The sequence below is a fragment of the Photobacterium sp. SKA34 genome, assembly GCF_000153325.1.
Classification (GTDB): Bacteria; Pseudomonadota; Gammaproteobacteria; order Enterobacterales; family Vibrionaceae; genus Photobacterium.
Genome location: NZ_CH724141.1, coordinates 143,346 through 159,037, shown reverse-complemented (window position 1 = coordinate 159,037; position 15,692 = coordinate 143,346). Strand labels below are relative to the sequence as shown.

The 15,692-nt window shown below is 37.5% G+C and carries 15 protein-coding genes; 5 read left to right on the top strand and 10 right to left on the bottom strand.

The features are described 5' to 3' along the window. Positions 1-4: 4 nt before the first annotated feature. The 9 genes from SKA34_RS02080 to SKA34_RS02040 form a co-directional block, all read right to left on the bottom strand. On the bottom strand, positions 5-1,180 hold the full coding sequence (locus SKA34_RS02080; protein WP_006643837.1) for an anaerobic sulfatase maturase: 1,176 nt from the start codon (positions 1,178-1,180) through the stop codon (positions 5-7). A gap of 55 nt (positions 1,181-1,235) precedes the next feature. Further along, entirely contained in the window at positions 1,236-2,900 is a 1,665-nt protein-coding gene (locus tag SKA34_RS02075) for a sulfatase-like hydrolase/transferase (protein ID WP_006643836.1), read from the bottom strand. 376 nt (positions 2,901-3,276) lie between these two features. After that, positions 3,277-4,410, bottom strand: a complete 1,134-nt coding sequence (locus tag SKA34_RS02070; protein WP_006643835.1) for a M14-type cytosolic carboxypeptidase — start codon at positions 4,408-4,410, stop codon at positions 3,277-3,279. Positions 4,411-4,565: 155 nt separating this feature from the next. After that, the gene (locus tag SKA34_RS02065) at positions 4,566-4,886 is read right to left on the bottom strand and encodes a cytochrome c (RefSeq protein ID WP_006643834.1); all 321 of its coding nucleotides are present in this window, start codon (positions 4,884-4,886) and stop codon (positions 4,566-4,568) included. Between the two features lie 127 nt (positions 4,887-5,013). After that, the gene (locus SKA34_RS02060) at positions 5,014-6,216 is read right to left on the bottom strand and encodes a dihydrolipoamide acetyltransferase family protein (protein WP_006643833.1); all 1,203 of its coding nucleotides are present in this window, start codon (positions 6,214-6,216) and stop codon (positions 5,014-5,016) included. Then, positions 6,213-7,196: an alpha-ketoacid dehydrogenase subunit beta gene (locus SKA34_RS02055; protein ID WP_006643832.1), complete on the bottom strand. Its 984-nt coding sequence runs from the start codon at positions 7,194-7,196 to the stop codon at positions 6,213-6,215. The genes SKA34_RS02060 and SKA34_RS02055 overlap by 4 nt, the downstream gene beginning before the upstream one ends. Next, positions 7,189-8,298 (bottom strand): pyruvate dehydrogenase (acetyl-transferring) E1 component subunit alpha, encoded by a 1,110-nt coding sequence (gene pdhA / locus SKA34_RS02050; RefSeq protein WP_006643831.1) that lies wholly within the window; start codon positions 8,296-8,298, stop codon positions 7,189-7,191. The genes SKA34_RS02055 and pdhA overlap by 8 nt, the downstream gene beginning before the upstream one ends. Before the next feature lie 237 nt (positions 8,299-8,535). Further along, positions 8,536-9,480: a DNA ligase gene (locus SKA34_RS02045; RefSeq protein WP_006643830.1), complete on the bottom strand. Its 945-nt coding sequence runs from the start codon at positions 9,478-9,480 to the stop codon at positions 8,536-8,538. 157 nt (positions 9,481-9,637) lie between these two features. Further along, positions 9,638-10,180 carry a hypothetical protein gene (locus SKA34_RS02040; RefSeq protein WP_006643829.1) on the bottom strand — a complete coding sequence of 181 codons (543 nt, stop codon included), beginning with the start codon at positions 10,178-10,180 and terminating at the stop codon, positions 9,638-9,640. Positions 10,181-10,490: 310 nt separating this feature from the next. Here SKA34_RS02040 and SKA34_RS02035 point away from each other — a divergent pair, with 310 nt between their 5' ends. Beyond that, a complete protein-coding gene (locus tag SKA34_RS02035; protein WP_006643828.1) occupies positions 10,491-11,183 on the top strand; it encodes a hypothetical protein in 693 nt (230 codons plus the stop codon). Positions 11,184-11,313: 130 nt separating this feature from the next. Here SKA34_RS02035 and SKA34_RS02030 read toward each other — a convergent pair whose 3' ends face one another. Next, positions 11,314-12,789 (bottom strand): FAD-dependent oxidoreductase, encoded by a 1,476-nt coding sequence (locus SKA34_RS02030; protein ID WP_006643827.1) that lies wholly within the window; start codon positions 12,787-12,789, stop codon positions 11,314-11,316. A gap of 537 nt (positions 12,790-13,326) precedes the next feature. Here SKA34_RS02030 and SKA34_RS02025 point away from each other — a divergent pair. The 4 genes from SKA34_RS02025 to SKA34_RS02010 form a co-directional block, all read left to right on the top strand. Further along, a complete protein-coding gene (locus tag SKA34_RS02025; RefSeq protein WP_006643826.1) occupies positions 13,327-14,394 on the top strand; it encodes an OmpA family protein in 1,068 nt (355 codons plus the stop codon). Between the two features lie 121 nt (positions 14,395-14,515). Further along, positions 14,516-14,944 (top strand): hotdog fold thioesterase, encoded by a 429-nt coding sequence (locus SKA34_RS02020; protein ID WP_006643825.1) that lies wholly within the window; start codon positions 14,516-14,518, stop codon positions 14,942-14,944. A gap of 7 nt (positions 14,945-14,951) precedes the next feature. Further along, positions 14,952-15,188, top strand: coding sequence for a DUF3389 domain-containing protein (locus SKA34_RS02015; RefSeq protein WP_006643824.1), 237 nt, complete (start codon positions 14,952-14,954; stop codon positions 15,186-15,188). Between the two features lie 168 nt (positions 15,189-15,356). After that, the coding region (locus SKA34_RS02010; protein WP_006643823.1) for an outer membrane beta-barrel protein at positions 15,357-15,692 on the top strand (336 nt) is incomplete at its 3' end.

The following is a 15,692-nucleotide window of genomic DNA, read 5'->3' as shown; positions in this document are numbered from 1 at the left end:
AATATTAATTTTGAAAGCCAATTTTCTTAACTAAAGGCATTATATTTGTTATTGGCTGATCATATTCAAATAATGTAGACATTGCATTCATATAAGGAACCATTTCTTTAAATAAAATCTTATAGCCTTGGCAAAAATACGATTTCTTATTATTAATCCCCGTATTTATACGGTGTTTGGGGCAGCCTCCATTACAAATGCTTAAATAATCACATTGTTTGCAATCGTCGGGAAGTAATTCCTTTGCTTTTGCGACTTGTTGTCCATGTAATTGTTTTATTCCATTTTTAATATTTTCTAATTTGTAGGTTGGATAAACATAGTGATCACATTCGTAAATATCACCATTGGCTTCAATAACAAGGTTATCACCACAAGTTGGCTGGAAAATACAGCTTGTGTGTCCTGCACCTATAAAACAGTTAAAAAATGACTCAAATTGACGAATGTAGATCTTACCTACATCATGACTAACCCACTCTCGAAATATTGAAGCCATGAAGTTGCCAAACTCTTTAGGTGGTGTCGAAAACTCACATACATTTGAAGGGCGTTTCTGATCAACTAACCATACTGGAATAGCAGCTTCTGTAAATGTGTCCGTTTCAAGTAATTCAATAAATTGAATATGCTTGGTTCCCAGTGTTTTTAAAAAGCTGTAAGTCTCAAGTGGATAGTGTACATTTATATTATTAATGACAGTAAGAGTGTTAAAAGCAATGTCATGTTGTTTAAGTAGTTCAATTGCCCTTAATACCTTAGCAAAACTACCTTTACCACTTTTAGTCACTCGGTATATATCATGTAAATGCTCGGGTCCATCTATTGAAATTCCCACAAGAAATTGATGATCTTTTAAAAATTCACACCATTTTTTATTAATAAGTATTCCATTTGTTTGTATAGCATTGTGAATTGTTTTTCCATGAGCATATTGCTTCTGTAATTCGATGACTTTTTCAAAAAATGGCAGGCCAGCAAGTGTAGGTTCACCTCCTTGCCATGTAAAATAAACATCATTTGGTGAAGATTGAATATAGTGACGAATGAATAATTCAAGTTTCTGTATATCCATATGATTTGATTGCTGTGGTTCAAAAAAAGTCTCTTTTTCTAAATAAAAACAGTAATCACATTTTAAATTACAGCTGAAACTAGTTGGCTTTGCGGTGATGTGCATGGGATGCCTTTTGCTATATTGGGGAAACTGGGCACATATCATGCCCAGTATAGTTTTAGCTGTTAATCGACGTCATAATATGATCATATTTAGATTGATTAATTTTGCTTATTGGTCGTTTATTCTCTTTAGTAAACTCGATAAGTTCAGTTTTCATTTTCTTAACAATATCTGGATGTTGCTTAGCAAGGTTATGCTCTTGGCGTAGATCATTTATATCGTATAATGATGTGGCTTTATTTTCATAGGTGTAAATAAGTGCGTATTCGTTGTTACGTACAGTCCATGAAAACTCACTTAAATCTTCGGTATTTGGATTTTCTGGGTAGTCATTTGATTCGCTACGTACATATTTATGGTATCCATTCCAGAAGGGTAAATTCTCCTCATCAAACCAATGTGAGAATGCGGTCACCCAAGCAAGATATTTGTGTGGATTTCCCTTATTATTACCTTTTAGATAAGGCAGTAATGATACACCGTCAAGATTATCAGGTAGTTTTATACCAGCAGCATCGAGCGCTGTAGGGTAGAAGTCCATAGCGGAAATCAACTTGTTAAATTCTTTCCCACCCTTGTGTAAACGACCATGCCACCAAGCAAACATTGGGGTATGAGTGCCCCCTGCAAATGTCTGAGATTTATACCCTTTTTGATCTCCATTAAGTGGTTGTGGTCCATCAATAACGGCACCGTTATCTGAGGTAAATAAAATTAAGGTATTATCGTATTGTCCGTTTTTCTTAAGTTGCTCTAATAAGCGTTTAACACCTTGGTCTACGGCGTATACTGAGGCATAGAAATTATTAGCTGTTGCACTTCCAGTATCAAATTTATCTTGGTATTGATTTGGAGCAGGAGCGTCATTAGGGAGGTGAGGTGCATTGTAAGCAAGGTGCAACATGAAAGGTTCATTAATTGTTTTAGCACGATTCACAACACCGATGGCTTCATCAGTAAATTGATCGGTACTGTAACCTTTCGCTTTAATACGCTCGCGGTTTTTAAATAAAGATGGTGAGTTGTAATAAGCAACACCTGAGGCATGGTATCCCATGAAATAATCAAAACCACGGTTTTGAGGTTGCCATGCTTCACCTGAATAAGTGATATAATTATCATGATAGTCACGGGTTTGTTTATCTGCGGCAACGGAAACATTATTAATTTTAGATGCGTGCCACTTACCAATTAATGCCGTGTAATAACCATGATGTTGGAATAAGGTTGGTAAGAATGTTTCATCCAGTGGGATACCATCTTGAGCATCTGTATTTGAGTAAACACCAAACCGAGCAGGAGCGCGACCAGTCATCATTGCCGCTCTTGAAGGGCCCGATACACCGTGTGCAACATAACCATTGGTTAATTTAACGCCCTCACCAATTAATTTTTTTAATGTTGGTGTGGATTTTTGAGCTGCCTCGATCGCTTTTTCAGCACTTATTTTGTAAGTATCGACACTTTTTTTTTCTTTCAGGTATGTTTTATCAAAGCTTCGCTTATCAAAATCCATTTGGCCGTAGCCTAAATCATCAACCATGAGGACGATAATATTCGGTTTATTTGTTGTTGTGTACTCGGATACTTCAACATCAGAAAAGGCAACATTTGTATTGGTTGCTTTTAGGTTAGATGTTGCATTAGCAACAGGAACAAGTGTTGCTGTTGACAGTGCTAAAAATATACTTGCACTTAAAGCTGTTTTTTTTATCGCCATAGTAGATTTCCTTTAATTTATTTCATGGCGTATTTTATTTATTAATGTTTATTAAAAATTGATCTAAAACTCATAAAAAAACTAATCTATTTTTCTGAGGTTATGTTTACAAATAAATCTCATCTTGATACCAAGAAAGACAATATTTATTTAAATAGGGTTGTTTAATACGTAATTATGTGATTTTAATCCAAAAAAATAGTAAATAAACACCATGTTAAGTATATTTTAAATACCTACTTATTTTAATTAATTCAAATGAGAGACGAATCTAAATATATTTTGACTAAGTGGATGTATGCAGATCTTATAAATTGAGATTACATAAAAATGGCCACGAAGATGTGGCCATAGGTTTGTGATTTAATAAAACTAATTATCTTAGTTTATCCATAACAACTAAAACTGCTGCGAGTGTGTCACTACCAAATGCCACACTTCGCTCTGGTGACCAACCGTATAAGCTGTCTGGTTGGTTGTTGTGATCTTTAAATGGCATTTCAATAGTGTAAGAAAGACATTTAAATTCTTCTGCTACCCAGTTAGAGCCTACTGTTAGGTTCGCTTCACCTGGCTTATCTTTATCGTAACCATGTTCATCTTGGAACTCTGGTGTAATTGTTAGCAGTGCCTGCTTGAACATATTTTCAAGATTTTCTAAGCGAGTATCATAAGATGGAATCCCTTCTGAACCTGCAACGAAGTTATAAGGAATCGCTTCATCACCATGAATATCAAGGAAGAGATCCATACCTGTTTCAAACATCTTCTCACGCACGTAGAAAACTTCTGGGCTGTTTTCTAGTGATGGCGTTTGCCATTCACGGTTAAGATTTACACCAATTGCATTTAGGCGAAGGTGACCGCGCGCACTACCATCTGGGTTCATGTTAGGCACAACGTAGAAAACGGCTTTTTCAAGTAAAGCACGACCTACGGTATCGGTTTCATCTAGTAAGCGTTGAACAAGACCTTCAGCAAACCATTCTGCCATTGTTTCGCCTGGATGTTGACGTGCAATAACCCATACTTTCTTTTTGTTTTCGGCGGTTGATTCATCACCAATAACTAATAGACTCATATCTCGGTTATCAAGTGTATGGCCTAATGTTTCTAAACGGCAGTTGTAGTGACTTTGTGCAAGATGAAGAAGATCTTGATGGCGGTCATAGCTGTAAGGTGCAAAGTAAGCAAAATACATTGATCCATTTTCTGGGATCACGCTGAAGGTTAATTTGTCGCCGTCAAATTCTGCTGGGATGCGGAACCATTCTTCACGATCGTAAGAAGCAACAACATCATAGCTTTTCCAGCCTTCAGGGTAGGCTGAGTTTGCCAGTTCAAGGATTGTAAAGTTATGCGGTTGTTGAGCTTCTGTTTCTAAACGGAAGTGGAACCATTGATGAAGTTCAGAGTTATTATCGTTAGGAATACTTAACTGAATGTCGTCTTTGCTATCAGCTTTAACAACGTTAATACTTCCACTTTCAAAGTTACTGAAGATTTTCATTTTTAGTTTCTCATTATAGGCTTTAACCTCAACTTACCACAAAGATAGTCTGCCTATAATATTTTTTCCGCTATAAAACGTGGCATTTGATTTGTATGATTAATAAGTAGTCAGTCGTTCTACTAAGATTGAAGGGCGACTGACTTTGAGCGCGATTATTTCATCTGTGAATAGTATTCAGAGATATCGGCGATATCTTGATCTGATAAATTTTTAAGTTGGGCTTTCATCATTGATGACATACCGCCAGTACGACTGCCATCTAAATATGCTTGCATTGAGTTATACAAATACTCGGCATTTTGACCTTTTAGGTTTGGGTAATCTGGGCGTGGTGCAATGCCATTGCTGCCGTGACAAAAACGACAGCTCGGCGTTTTTATTTCACCCTTGGTGGCATCACCATCAGGCATTGCCATCAGTGAGCTTGAAAAGAGAAGTGTGATGATACTTGCTGTAAAAAATGGAAAGCGCATAGTTTTTATATAACTGCAAAATGAGAGATAACTACTATCATAAGCTGTTGTTTATGCTATGCAATATATTGTTATTGTTTGATGTAACAATATGTTAGTAACTCTATTCCAAGCAATTGTTATCACGCTACGATGATTCAATGTTGTCACAAGGTGGACTCTCTAAGCTATTGACTAGTGCCTTAATAAATCGCGCGGCTTCTCCCCCCGTACATGCCCTATGATCAAAGGTAATAGAAAGAGGTAGTACTTTTATGGTTTTTACTCGTTCACCTTCCATAATCACTTTATCCATGATCCGCCCAGCACCAATAATGGCAACTTGTGGCGGTGTCACAACTGGAGTGGCATAAATACCGGCAATAGCACCGTAGTTAGAAAGTGTTATGGTTGCTTTTTGTAACTGATGACGATCTATTTTTCGGCTGCGAATACTGGCAGCGCTACGATCAATCCAACGTCGGATACCTTCCTGATGATATTGTTCTGCATGATGTAACACAGGTACATAAAGGCCATGACTGCTATCTACAGCAATACCAATATTAACGGTTTTATGTAAACACCTTGTCATTGTGTCCGCATCAAACCATGCATTAAGCGCTGGTTCTATATGGCAGGCGTTATTGATGGCTTTTACTAGATTGACCGTTATGTCGTCATTTTTTTGCCAGTAATATAAATGTGCTTCTTCAGTAATAGTGACTGAAGCGACATCATGGTGCGATCGCGTCATATTTTTTGCCATATTGCGGCGCGATCCTTTTAAGATTTCAGTCCCTGGTACCTGTTGTTGATAAGCAAGATAGATATCATTATCAATAATTAAGTGTTTACTCCCAGAACCTGTGATTTCTTTAATATTGACGCCTAATTTATTTGCTAATAACCGCGCTGAAGGGGTCGCAATTAATGGATGATGTTGATTAGCGATAGAATGTAAATTAACGGTTTGATTGACATCATCATAAATAGGATCAACATCAACATGTTTATCCAGTTGGGAGATGTTTCCAACAACAGTAGTAGAAGAGGATGTGTTACTTGCAGAGCATGTGCTGATTTTCTCCGGCTGCACGCCTGTAGTATTCGTGAGTAATTCATCAATTTCTAGCAAGCATTGTCCAATATTAATAACATCGCCTTCGTTGCCATAACGATGCACAATTTTTCCACTATAAGGTGCAGGAACATCAACCGTTGCTTTTGCTGTCTCTACAGTGACGACCACTTGATCGGTTTTCACGGTATCGCCAATATTGATATGCCATTGCACAATTTCTGATTCAGCCAGACCTTCACCAAGATCGGGTAATGTGAATGCTTTCATTGCCAACCCTCCATGAGCTCACGAGCGGCATTTACTATGTCATCGTGTTGGATCATAAAATAATCTTCATTACGATAATAAGGCATGATGGTATCAAATCCTGTTAGGCGTTTAGGTGGCGCTTTCAGTAAGAACATTGCGCTTTCTGCCACTCTTGTAATGATCTCTGCACCAACACCGCAGGTTTTTGCTGCCTCATGTACCACTAATAAGCGGCCTGTTTTTTCAAGTGATGCAGAAATCGTAGCCATATCGATAGGTTTGATACTAGCTAAGTCAATAACATCAAGTTCTATGCCATGTTGAGATAAGGTCTCAGCAGCTTGGAGTGATTCGACCACACAAGCCCCCCAAGTAACGAGGGTGATATCTGTTCCTTTTCTTAACGTAAAACATTGATCAAGGGGTAAAGCGAGACCGTTATTTTCGACATGTGATTTAACGGTTCGGTAAATACGTTTAGGTTCAAAAAATAAGATCGGATCGTTACTGCGAATCGCGGCGAGCAATAATCCATAAGCACGTTGAGGTGAAGAGGGAATTACAACTTTTAAGCCCGGAATGTGGGCAAACATTGCTTCGATACTTTCAGAGTGATGTTCTGGTGCATGAATACCACCTCCAAAAGGGGCTCTAAAAACAGCAGGGCAGGTTAAGCGACCTCGAGTGCGATTTCTTAGCCTTGCTGCATGACATACTAGATGCTCCATAGCTGGAAATATAAAGCCTTGAAATTGAAATTCAGCAATAGGGCGGAGCCCCTGTGATGCCATGCCGACAGTGACACCAGCGATTAACGACTCTGCTAATGGGGTATCAATAACACGTTTACAACCAAAAGCTTGCTTTAAACCGAGTGTTGCGCGAAAAACGCCACCATTTTCAGCAATATCTTCACCCAAAATAACGACATTAGGATCGTGTTGCATTTCATAGTGAAGGGCGAGGTTAACTGCTTCTATTAATGTAATGTCAGCCATTATTCCCTCCTGAATTTTGCTTCTCCATTCGCATCGCTTTATTGATTAGCTCGTCGCGCTGAGAGTGAAGGTCGGGATCGGCTTTCTCGTAAAGATAATCGAATGCTGACTCTGGCGCTTGTACAGTGAGAGCAAGATATTGATCAACAGCTTGGTTAATACGCTGATAGCAAATGTCTAGCCATTGTGACTCTTCTACTTCTGACCATAAATTTTGATTAATTAAATAGGTTTTTAATCGAGCAATAGGATCGTACTGCCATGCTTGTTTGACTTCTTCATCGTCACGATAACGAGAGGCGTCGTCAGCAGTCGTATGATCACAAAGGCGATAACTTACCGCCTCTATTAATGTGGCACCTTTGCCTTTTCGTGCCTGATCCAAACTTTGTAGAAGGGCATCGTACATGGCAACAATATCATTGCCATCAACCATGATACCTTTTATTCCTGCGCCTTTGGCTTTATCGACTAAGTGTTCGGCATGACATTGCAAATGAAGCGGTACAGAGATCGCCCACTGATTATTGTTTATTACAAACACTAAGGGGATATTCCATACACCCGCGCAATTGAGTGATTCTAAGAAATCACCTTTTGAGGTTGCCCCGTCTCCACAAGTAGCAACAGTTACTCTGTGTAATCCTTTGATTTTCATTGCAGCCGCTATACCTACAGCATGAGTGCATTGTGTTGAGATTGGCACGCAAAATGGCATATCGTCATTATGTGAAATATCGGGGGATCTTGAGGGGAAATTGCTACCTAATTCATCGCCGCCCCAGTATTGTAAGTTCTGCAACATACTTATACCACGTGCCCATAATGTGGGCATATCGCGGTAATAAGGCGCGAGCACATCGGTTGATTGCATTGCAGAACCAATTGCGATGCCAATAGCTTCTGAGCCAAGATGTGAGGGGTAAGTACCTAACTTTCCAGTTCTTTGTAAGGCAATCGCTTTTTTATCATAATGACGAACTAAAACCATATCGCGGTAAAATTGCTGTAGTAATTTATCATTAGCCCACTCAGGAAGAGAGGCGATTAAATTACCACGGTGATCTATATAACGATGCATGGGTTGTGTCTGTATATTCATCCCAAGCTCCTTGTGTTTTATCACTTCTTTATTGATCTTCTGCTAAGAGGTGAATTGTTATAACGGCTTGAACTGGATAATTTAAGTGTAACGAATAGACAGCAACTTGCTTGACCTTTATCGTTGATATAACAGTAAACAAAACAATACAGAGAAATTGTTGGGAAAGAGAGCTCTTATCTATATTCAGTAGTCAATTATGCTTATTATTGATGTGATTACTGATTGTTTATCTTGTTACGTATCTGGCGATAGTCTTATTCTGCTAAAACGCGCAAACCGTGGAATACCTCGATCGGTATACCCGTTGTAACGAAACTGAATTGTGGTGCCAACAGGAGGAGGGTTTTTGCGTTGTTGTTCGGTAAAGCCTGTGCCTATTTTAAAGGTTTTATCATTGGCTGTTTTTACCCAAACAGATCCCATTAATCCCTGATATTTACCATTTCCTTTTTCGTAAGCAATGACAATCGCTTCAGCATCTTGGTGTTGTTTGATTTTTAATAACTTATTTGTTCTTCCTGTTACATAATGGTTATTAATATGTTGAAGCATTAAGCCTTCGCCATGGTTATTAACGATAATATCAAGCCATTGCATAAGAATACTGATTTCGTTGATACGTTTATGTTCTACCAGATAAAGTACGTTGTTTGGAACTGTACTGTGAGTTTCGATAAGTTTGACTAAGGTGTTGTAGCGCTGTTTAAAAGGTAAATCTGATGCAGGTAAATCAAACACCATATACTTGACGCTACGCCATGCCTCTTCATTAGGGACGCGATCCATGACGATTTGAGTCAGAGCTTGGAATTTACCACGTTGTAGCCATAGTTCCCCATCAAGCGCTATTGCGGGTAGGTTTTTTATAAACCAATGTGGAGCATGGATTTGTTTACCAGATTTTGTCGTAAGTCGAGTACCATTCCAATAAGCTCTAATTCCATCAAGCTTCTCACTAACAAGGTATTCACTGACAGGGAATTCTACATTATCAACAACACTGTTTTTTTCATTAAGGTGCTGTAAATTTAATGCCTTAGCTCTCATTAGTTCAGGCTTTGATTGCGCAGGAAAGGAAAGTGTGAGCATAACTAATGCTGCGATAGGTGAGAGAGGTTTATTTATATAATTAAGATGTTTTTTTGAGGAAATTTCATCAGCAGTCAGTATATTTATCATTGCCTAACCTCCAAATTATAATCAGTTATAATAAGGTATTAGACGCTTGTAGGAATGGAAAATATTAATATGGTTTCATATTAAAATGTTGTGCTGTCACTCTAAATTTTCTTCGAGATGATACAAGTATTAACAATTTTATGTGTATTAAACGTATTTAGTTGTTGTTAAATACCGAAAGTGACGTCGTTTTATTAGCCAATACATTAGCCTTTGTTGTAAAGCTATCCGTACAATTATAGAAAGCTTGTGCTTGTTTATGATCGGCAACAAAAGAAAGAGGTTGTTCAAGTCCGTCTATATAAATACGTGAACGGTTGCCGTGAGAGCGAAAAGTATCGATGAACAATCTTGGGCTGACATTATCATTAGCGATAGTCGTGCTGTAGATGACATTATTACTATCAATACGTTTAAAAAGGTTATGATCGACTAAGTATTTTATATCTGCTTTAGTTTTATTAAAGATAGGTTCTTGAGTTAACTTACCTCTAGATGGTGCGGACAAATCATTGAAATGATATATTTTTATGTCAAAATTTTTATGGTAATTAGAGGATAATGCCAAAACAATCTTATCTTGATATCGTTCTTCTTTTATACGTAACGTACAAGCGGAGTTGTTTTGAATATAAACTGAATTCTCAAGCAGAGGCGTTGAAAAGGCAGAGACTGTGAGAAAAAGTAGTGGTGTAATCATAGTAAGCACCATATAGACATACATCAGTGTAAATCGAGTAAAACTTTTTATTCTTACTTTAAACACTAGTGCTTATGGCAATCAAAATGTAGCTAACACCAAAATCTATTATTTGTGATACACATTATTATTTCTGAGACAGCAATCTAGATTTAAAAAGAAGGTCTTTGATTAAAGCTCATGAAGTGAAGTTGTTCTAAACCTTGCTATATAAATGACAATTGGTTACATATTAAGTGTTAAATTACGCATTTAGATAATAACAAAAATTAAAAATGTGCTGTTGCTTGTACGTTTAGGAGAAAAAAATATGTCGAGTAGTACTACAGGAAAAACTACAAAACTTAATTGGAAATTATCGTTACTTATTGGGTTATTAACTGGCGGTGCATTGGGCGCAGGTATTCAGCATTACAATAATGTGCCTGTTTCAACGGCATATAGTACATTAAAAAGTGACTATCAGTCAGTGGTTGATGAACTTAATAAAGAAAAGTTATCTGTTAAACAGTTAACAGATGAGAAAGCGTTACTGGTTGAGAGTTCTAATCAAAAGCTAGATGCACTGAATTTGCAGTTAGACAAACAAAAAGATCAGCTTAAGCAATTAACGGAGCAATTGGTTACTATTCAAAAACAGCAAGAGACAACCAAAAAACTAGTCGTGACAAAAAAGAAACTCAATAAAGAAGTAGTCGCATTAAAAACTAAAGCCAAACAACAAAAAGAAGTGATTGATAATTCAAATGTGTTGTTTGAACAAAAATCAAAAGTACAGCATGATTTAGCTGAAGTTCAAAAGCAAATGGCGACACTAAATCCTGAGATAAAAAAAGCAAAAAAAGCATGTGCTGAGTTTAAATCCGGTAATAGTTGGAACTGGGTATCACAGAAAGACTGTGATAATTATGAAGCTCTTCAGAAGAAGCTTAATACTTTTAAAGCACAAGAAAGCCAGTTAAAGCAGTCGTTAGCTACCCTTAATAAGAAAATTAATGCGTAAATGAGTTAACCTTCATCAGGGTTCTATTTTAGTGCTGGGAATAGCTTCAAAAAAGCCGCAATGTCTAATTTCTTATAGTGATGAAGTGACACTGTTAAAATTAGACATTGCGGCTTTTTATAATTAGTGATTAGCCTATAGGTTGAGCTAGTGACGCAGGAAAACCACGTTGAACGGCAATTTTTTCTGCCTTGGCAAGTATATCTTGTTTATCTAACTGCAAGGTTGTTGAAAAAAGCTGCTCTCTTGTATTTACGTTATCATTATTAGGCGAAGTGATTATTCCTTTAGTGATGAGCTCACTCACAATAGCATCTGCTGCTGATAGTGCTGATGATGCTTTTACAATTTCAGAACGAGCATAATTGTCACCAGAGAAGGATATATCTGCAGCACGAAGCGTTGCATCAGCCCCTGGAATTTGCTGAGCGCCAAATAATGGTTTTCCGCCTATAACAGCACTTTTAAATGTATTAACATATTGTGCGACATGTTTGATCGCTTTTTCTGTACGCTCAATCACTTCCCCTTCAGACCATTGACGGTTTAACTTTTCTTTAAAAGCGTCATTAAGCTTTGGTTGTGCAGAGGAATGATCAGAGGTTACTAACCCATTTTCAAATAAAGTAATGTCTTTCGTCATTCCATGTAATTGGAAGTAGCCGTTAGGGTAAGGCGTCAGTTGAGCCATACCTTTGGGTGTTCCACGCTCACCATGAATAATCACTTCTGGCCAGTGCCCCTTACATTCTTTCCAGCGCGTTACATAAGCGGCTTTAAATTCAACCATCCGCTCTCGTGGAGTATGAGCCAGGTCATCGATTGTGCCAGAACGATAGCCACAAGCATTAATTAAGAAATCAACAGTACATTGCTGCTTATGATTATCCTGAGTTCGATAAGTGATTACCCATCGCTGAGTTACTTGGTCATATTCAACCTCACATACCTTACTCGAAAGTAATACTTGGCAGTTTTCCATCTGGTTAAGTGCTAGAGATGCGGTTGCTGCAATTCGAAATACACTTAAACCATACTCTTGTACTATGACAATAGGGTATTTGAATTGATCTAATTGAAGAGATTTAGCAACAGGGATCATCCAATCATTAGGTGTGATCGGGTGTGTTGGATTATCTAATTGTCTTAACTTTTCTATATCTTGCTTAGAATACAAAGTGAAGTAATCACTAGGCTCACCCAATACTTTATTTTTATTATCTCGTTTTACCAATTGCTCATAAGTGGTTTTCAGTAAATCTAGGCGAGGTATTAAATCTAATGCCGAGCCCTTATCGTCAATTGGCACTGCGATAACAGTAGGGCGAATGTTTGCAGTATGTTTAAACACTCTAAGCGTATCAATCGATTGCTCTAATAAGTTGAGGCACTGTTGATTGGAAATCTCACGATACAAATTGCCACCCGCATGAAGATGACAGATAGGGGGGCCGTTAACGAGACTTATACCTTCTTCGAAAAGGTTTATTGAAATTCCAAGTTCAGCAAGACGAAGTGCAATTGTAGCACCTGCAACCCCTCCACCAATAATACCAACAGTTGAATGGCGAATGCCTTCTGATGAGCGGTGTTCTGAAATATTCATAATGATTAGGCTTAAATGTGAAATTCAATAGTAGTTATAACGTTATTATTTGTATGGCTTTTATTTAGCATGTTAAGCCAAGCGTATTTTACAAGGTTACAGTTACGAGAGAAATATAAAGTTAGATCAAAAGTTAGAACAGTCATTCATATGTTTTGGCTCACAAAATAAGCGCATTGATTAATTAAGCATAAATATGAATAAAAAGTATATATATAAGCTGAGTCAATAACGGAAAAGTAAAATTACATAATTATGAACATGATAAATTATGTTATAAAAATGTGACGTTGATTTACCTTTATACAGGCGCTTTTTTTTGTGTAATGTTTATGAGTATTTTAAATACAGTTATTTAAAATTTTTAAATGTTACGAAAAATATTTTTATTATAGCTTTTTGTTTTTATGTTTGGTAAATTAAACCCTGTTTTTTTGAGGTGATTCGCAAAAACAAAAACTAGGTTTGGATTTGTGAGTTTAAGCATCTAAAAAAGCAATTGTAGTGGCAACATTAATAAAATAAAGGATAATAAATATGTCTAAAGCACGTTTTGCGATTTTACCTCTTGCACTTCTAATTTCTGGTGCAGTAAACGCAGCAACTGTTAACCCATTCTACGCTGGCGTTCGTGCTGGTGGCGTTCATTACTCTGACTTTGATTCTAAGAACTACGCGAATGGTACTTATGATCAAGAGCTTCAGAACCGTAACGCTATCGATCGTGATGATTTCGCTGCAGGTTTATTCATGGGTTACAATGTAACACCATGGTTCGCAATTGAAGGTGGTTACACTTGGCTAGGCGAAGCTACTCTTAAAGGCGACGAGCACCACAATTTAGGTAAAGTTGAGCAACAAGCTATCGACCTTGTAGGTAAGTTTACTTACCAAGCAACTGATAAAGTTGATCTATACACTAAAGTCGGTGGTGCATGGCAGTTCACTCGCGCTAAAGTTGAAGGCGTAGGTTCTGATCGTGATGACAGCCTAATTGCAACTGCAGGTCTGGGTGCTGAGTATCACTTCACTGACAACCTATCTGCTCGTGCTGAATACCAGTACTACCACAACATGGAAACTAAGCCTACTGGTACAGACACTAAGTTTAACTGGGATGCTAACTACTACGGCGTTAGCCTAGTTTACGGTTGGGGCGCTCCTGCACCAGTAGTTGCACCAGTAGTTGAAGAAGTTGTTGAAGCGACAACAGTACAAGTTGAGCCTGTAACTGTTTCTATCCCATTTGCATTTGACAGCTACAAAATCACTCATGCAGACAAAGAGCGTCTAGCACCAATTGCTAAGCGTCTTCAAGACAACCCAGAAACAGAGCTAGTTGTTGTTGGTCACACTGACAGCAAGGGTGCTGAAGCTTACAACCAGAAGCTTTCAGAAGAGCGTGCTCAGAAAGTTGCTACATTCCTAATGAATGAATACAACCTAGACAGCAGCCGTGTACGTGCTGAAGGTCGTGGTGAGCTTAACCCAGTAGCTAGCAACAAAACTGAAGCTGGTCGTACTGACAACCGTCGTGTAGATGTAACTGCATCTGGTTACGAGATCGTTCAAGAAGCTGGTTCTACAGTAACTGTTGAGCAGTAATTTATTACATAGTTTGTAATAATGAATAAAGCGCCGAAAGGCGCTTTTTTTATGTCTGTAATAAAATTTAAAATCAATGTTAAACTAATACGTTATCGTAGTTTAATGATATGAGAGTGGAATGACTATTTGGAAAAGAGAGTTTAGCTTAGCGAGCCTTAATAAAACCTCAGAAAATACATTAATTAAACATTTGGGTATTACCTATTCAGCTTTTGACGAAGATTCACTCTCAGCAACAATGCCTGTTGATCATAGAACACACCAACCACTAGGTATGTTACATGGTGGAGCCTCAGTCGTTTTGGCTGAAACATTAGGGTCATTAGCAGCTAATTTGTGTGTTGATCATGAAAAGTATTGTGTTGGCTTAGATATTAACGCAAATCATATTCGTGCGATAAGAGAGGGGATTGTAACGGGTCGTGCTAGTGCTCTTCATTTAGGCGCAACGACACAAGTTTGGCAAATTGAAATAAAAGATGAAAGACAGCGATTAATTTGTACTAGCCGATTAACAATGGCCGTCATTAATAATAAGAAGAAATAAATAACCAATGATAATAAATTTTGAACAAGGTCGAATTATCGCGACCCAACGAGAAGTTGTAGTGAGAATTGAAGGTAATTGTAGAATTAATCTTCAATCACAAGTTGATGAGCTAACACTTATTTCTGGTGCCAATGTTGTTAGTGCTGTTGGAAGCGGTATTAATTGGTCTATAAAGTTAGATTCGGATGAACAATTGCAACAACTTGCTAATGAAATAGGTATTGCGATTACTATTTATTAACCTTCTTTGCTTTGTATTGAATAAAGAATATTAAAATTATCTTTATGAACTAATTTATCTATGAATAACCTAGTTGAAATTATAAATATGGAATATTATTCTCGACGGAAAACATTTATCCCTCAGGGGTATGTTTGAGTGATAATTGAACAATAATAAGAATTTCACATGTCTAAAAAATATATCGCATTACTACCGTTTGCATTAGTTGTATCAAGCGCTGTATCCGCAGCTACTGTTAATCCTTTTTATATTGGTGCACGACTAGGTGGTGCTCACTATTCAAATTTTCAACAAAACTATCAAGATATAACAGGCATTAATCTTAATAAAGATGATGTAGCCACTGGTGTATTTACGGGTTACAACTTTACGCCTTGGTTTGCTATTGAAACGGGTTATACATGGTTAGGTGAAGCTAAGTTTGAAAACAATAAGATCAAACAACAAGCTATTGATCTTGCCGCTAAAATGACATGGAACCTGAATGATCAATGGGGTCTG

What these genes read in the sequence shown, in the direction of transcription:
- SKA34_RS02080 (WP_006643837.1), bottom strand. Translation starts at nt 1,180, where the DNA reads ATGCACATCACCGCAAAGCCAACTAGTTTCAGCTGTAATTTAAAATGT.
- SKA34_RS02075 (WP_006643836.1), bottom strand. Translation starts at nt 2,900, where the DNA reads ATGGCGATAAAAAAAACAGCTTTAAGTGCAAGTATATTTTTAGCACTG.
- SKA34_RS02070 (WP_006643835.1), bottom strand. Translation starts at nt 4,410, where the DNA reads ATGAAAATCTTCAGTAACTTTGAAAGTGGAAGTATTAACGTTGTTAAA.
- SKA34_RS02065 (WP_006643834.1), bottom strand. Translation starts at nt 4,886, where the DNA reads ATGCGCTTTCCATTTTTTACAGCAAGTATCATCACACTTCTCTTTTCA.
- SKA34_RS02060 (WP_006643833.1), bottom strand. Translation starts at nt 6,216, where the DNA reads ATGAAAGCATTCACATTACCCGATCTTGGTGAAGGTCTGGCTGAATCA.
- SKA34_RS02055 (WP_006643832.1), bottom strand. Translation starts at nt 7,196, where the DNA reads ATGGCTGACATTACATTAATAGAAGCAGTTAACCTCGCCCTTCACTAT.
- pdhA (WP_006643831.1), bottom strand. Translation starts at nt 8,298, where the DNA reads ATGAATATACAGACACAACCCATGCATCGTTATATAGATCACCGTGGT.
- SKA34_RS02045 (WP_006643830.1), bottom strand. Translation starts at nt 9,480, where the DNA reads ATGATAAATATACTGACTGCTGATGAAATTTCCTCAAAAAAACATCTT.
- SKA34_RS02040 (WP_006643829.1), bottom strand. Translation starts at nt 10,180, where the DNA reads ATGATTACACCACTACTTTTTCTCACAGTCTCTGCCTTTTCAACGCCT.
- SKA34_RS02035 (WP_006643828.1), top strand. Translation starts at nt 10,491, where the DNA reads ATGTCGAGTAGTACTACAGGAAAAACTACAAAACTTAATTGGAAATTA.
- SKA34_RS02030 (WP_006643827.1), bottom strand. Translation starts at nt 12,789, where the DNA reads ATGAATATTTCAGAACACCGCTCATCAGAAGGCATTCGCCATTCAACT.
- SKA34_RS02025 (WP_006643826.1), top strand. Translation starts at nt 13,327, where the DNA reads ATGTCTAAAGCACGTTTTGCGATTTTACCTCTTGCACTTCTAATTTCT.
- SKA34_RS02020 (WP_006643825.1), top strand. Translation starts at nt 14,516, where the DNA reads ATGACTATTTGGAAAAGAGAGTTTAGCTTAGCGAGCCTTAATAAAACC.
- SKA34_RS02015 (WP_006643824.1), top strand. Translation starts at nt 14,952, where the DNA reads ATGATAATAAATTTTGAACAAGGTCGAATTATCGCGACCCAACGAGAA.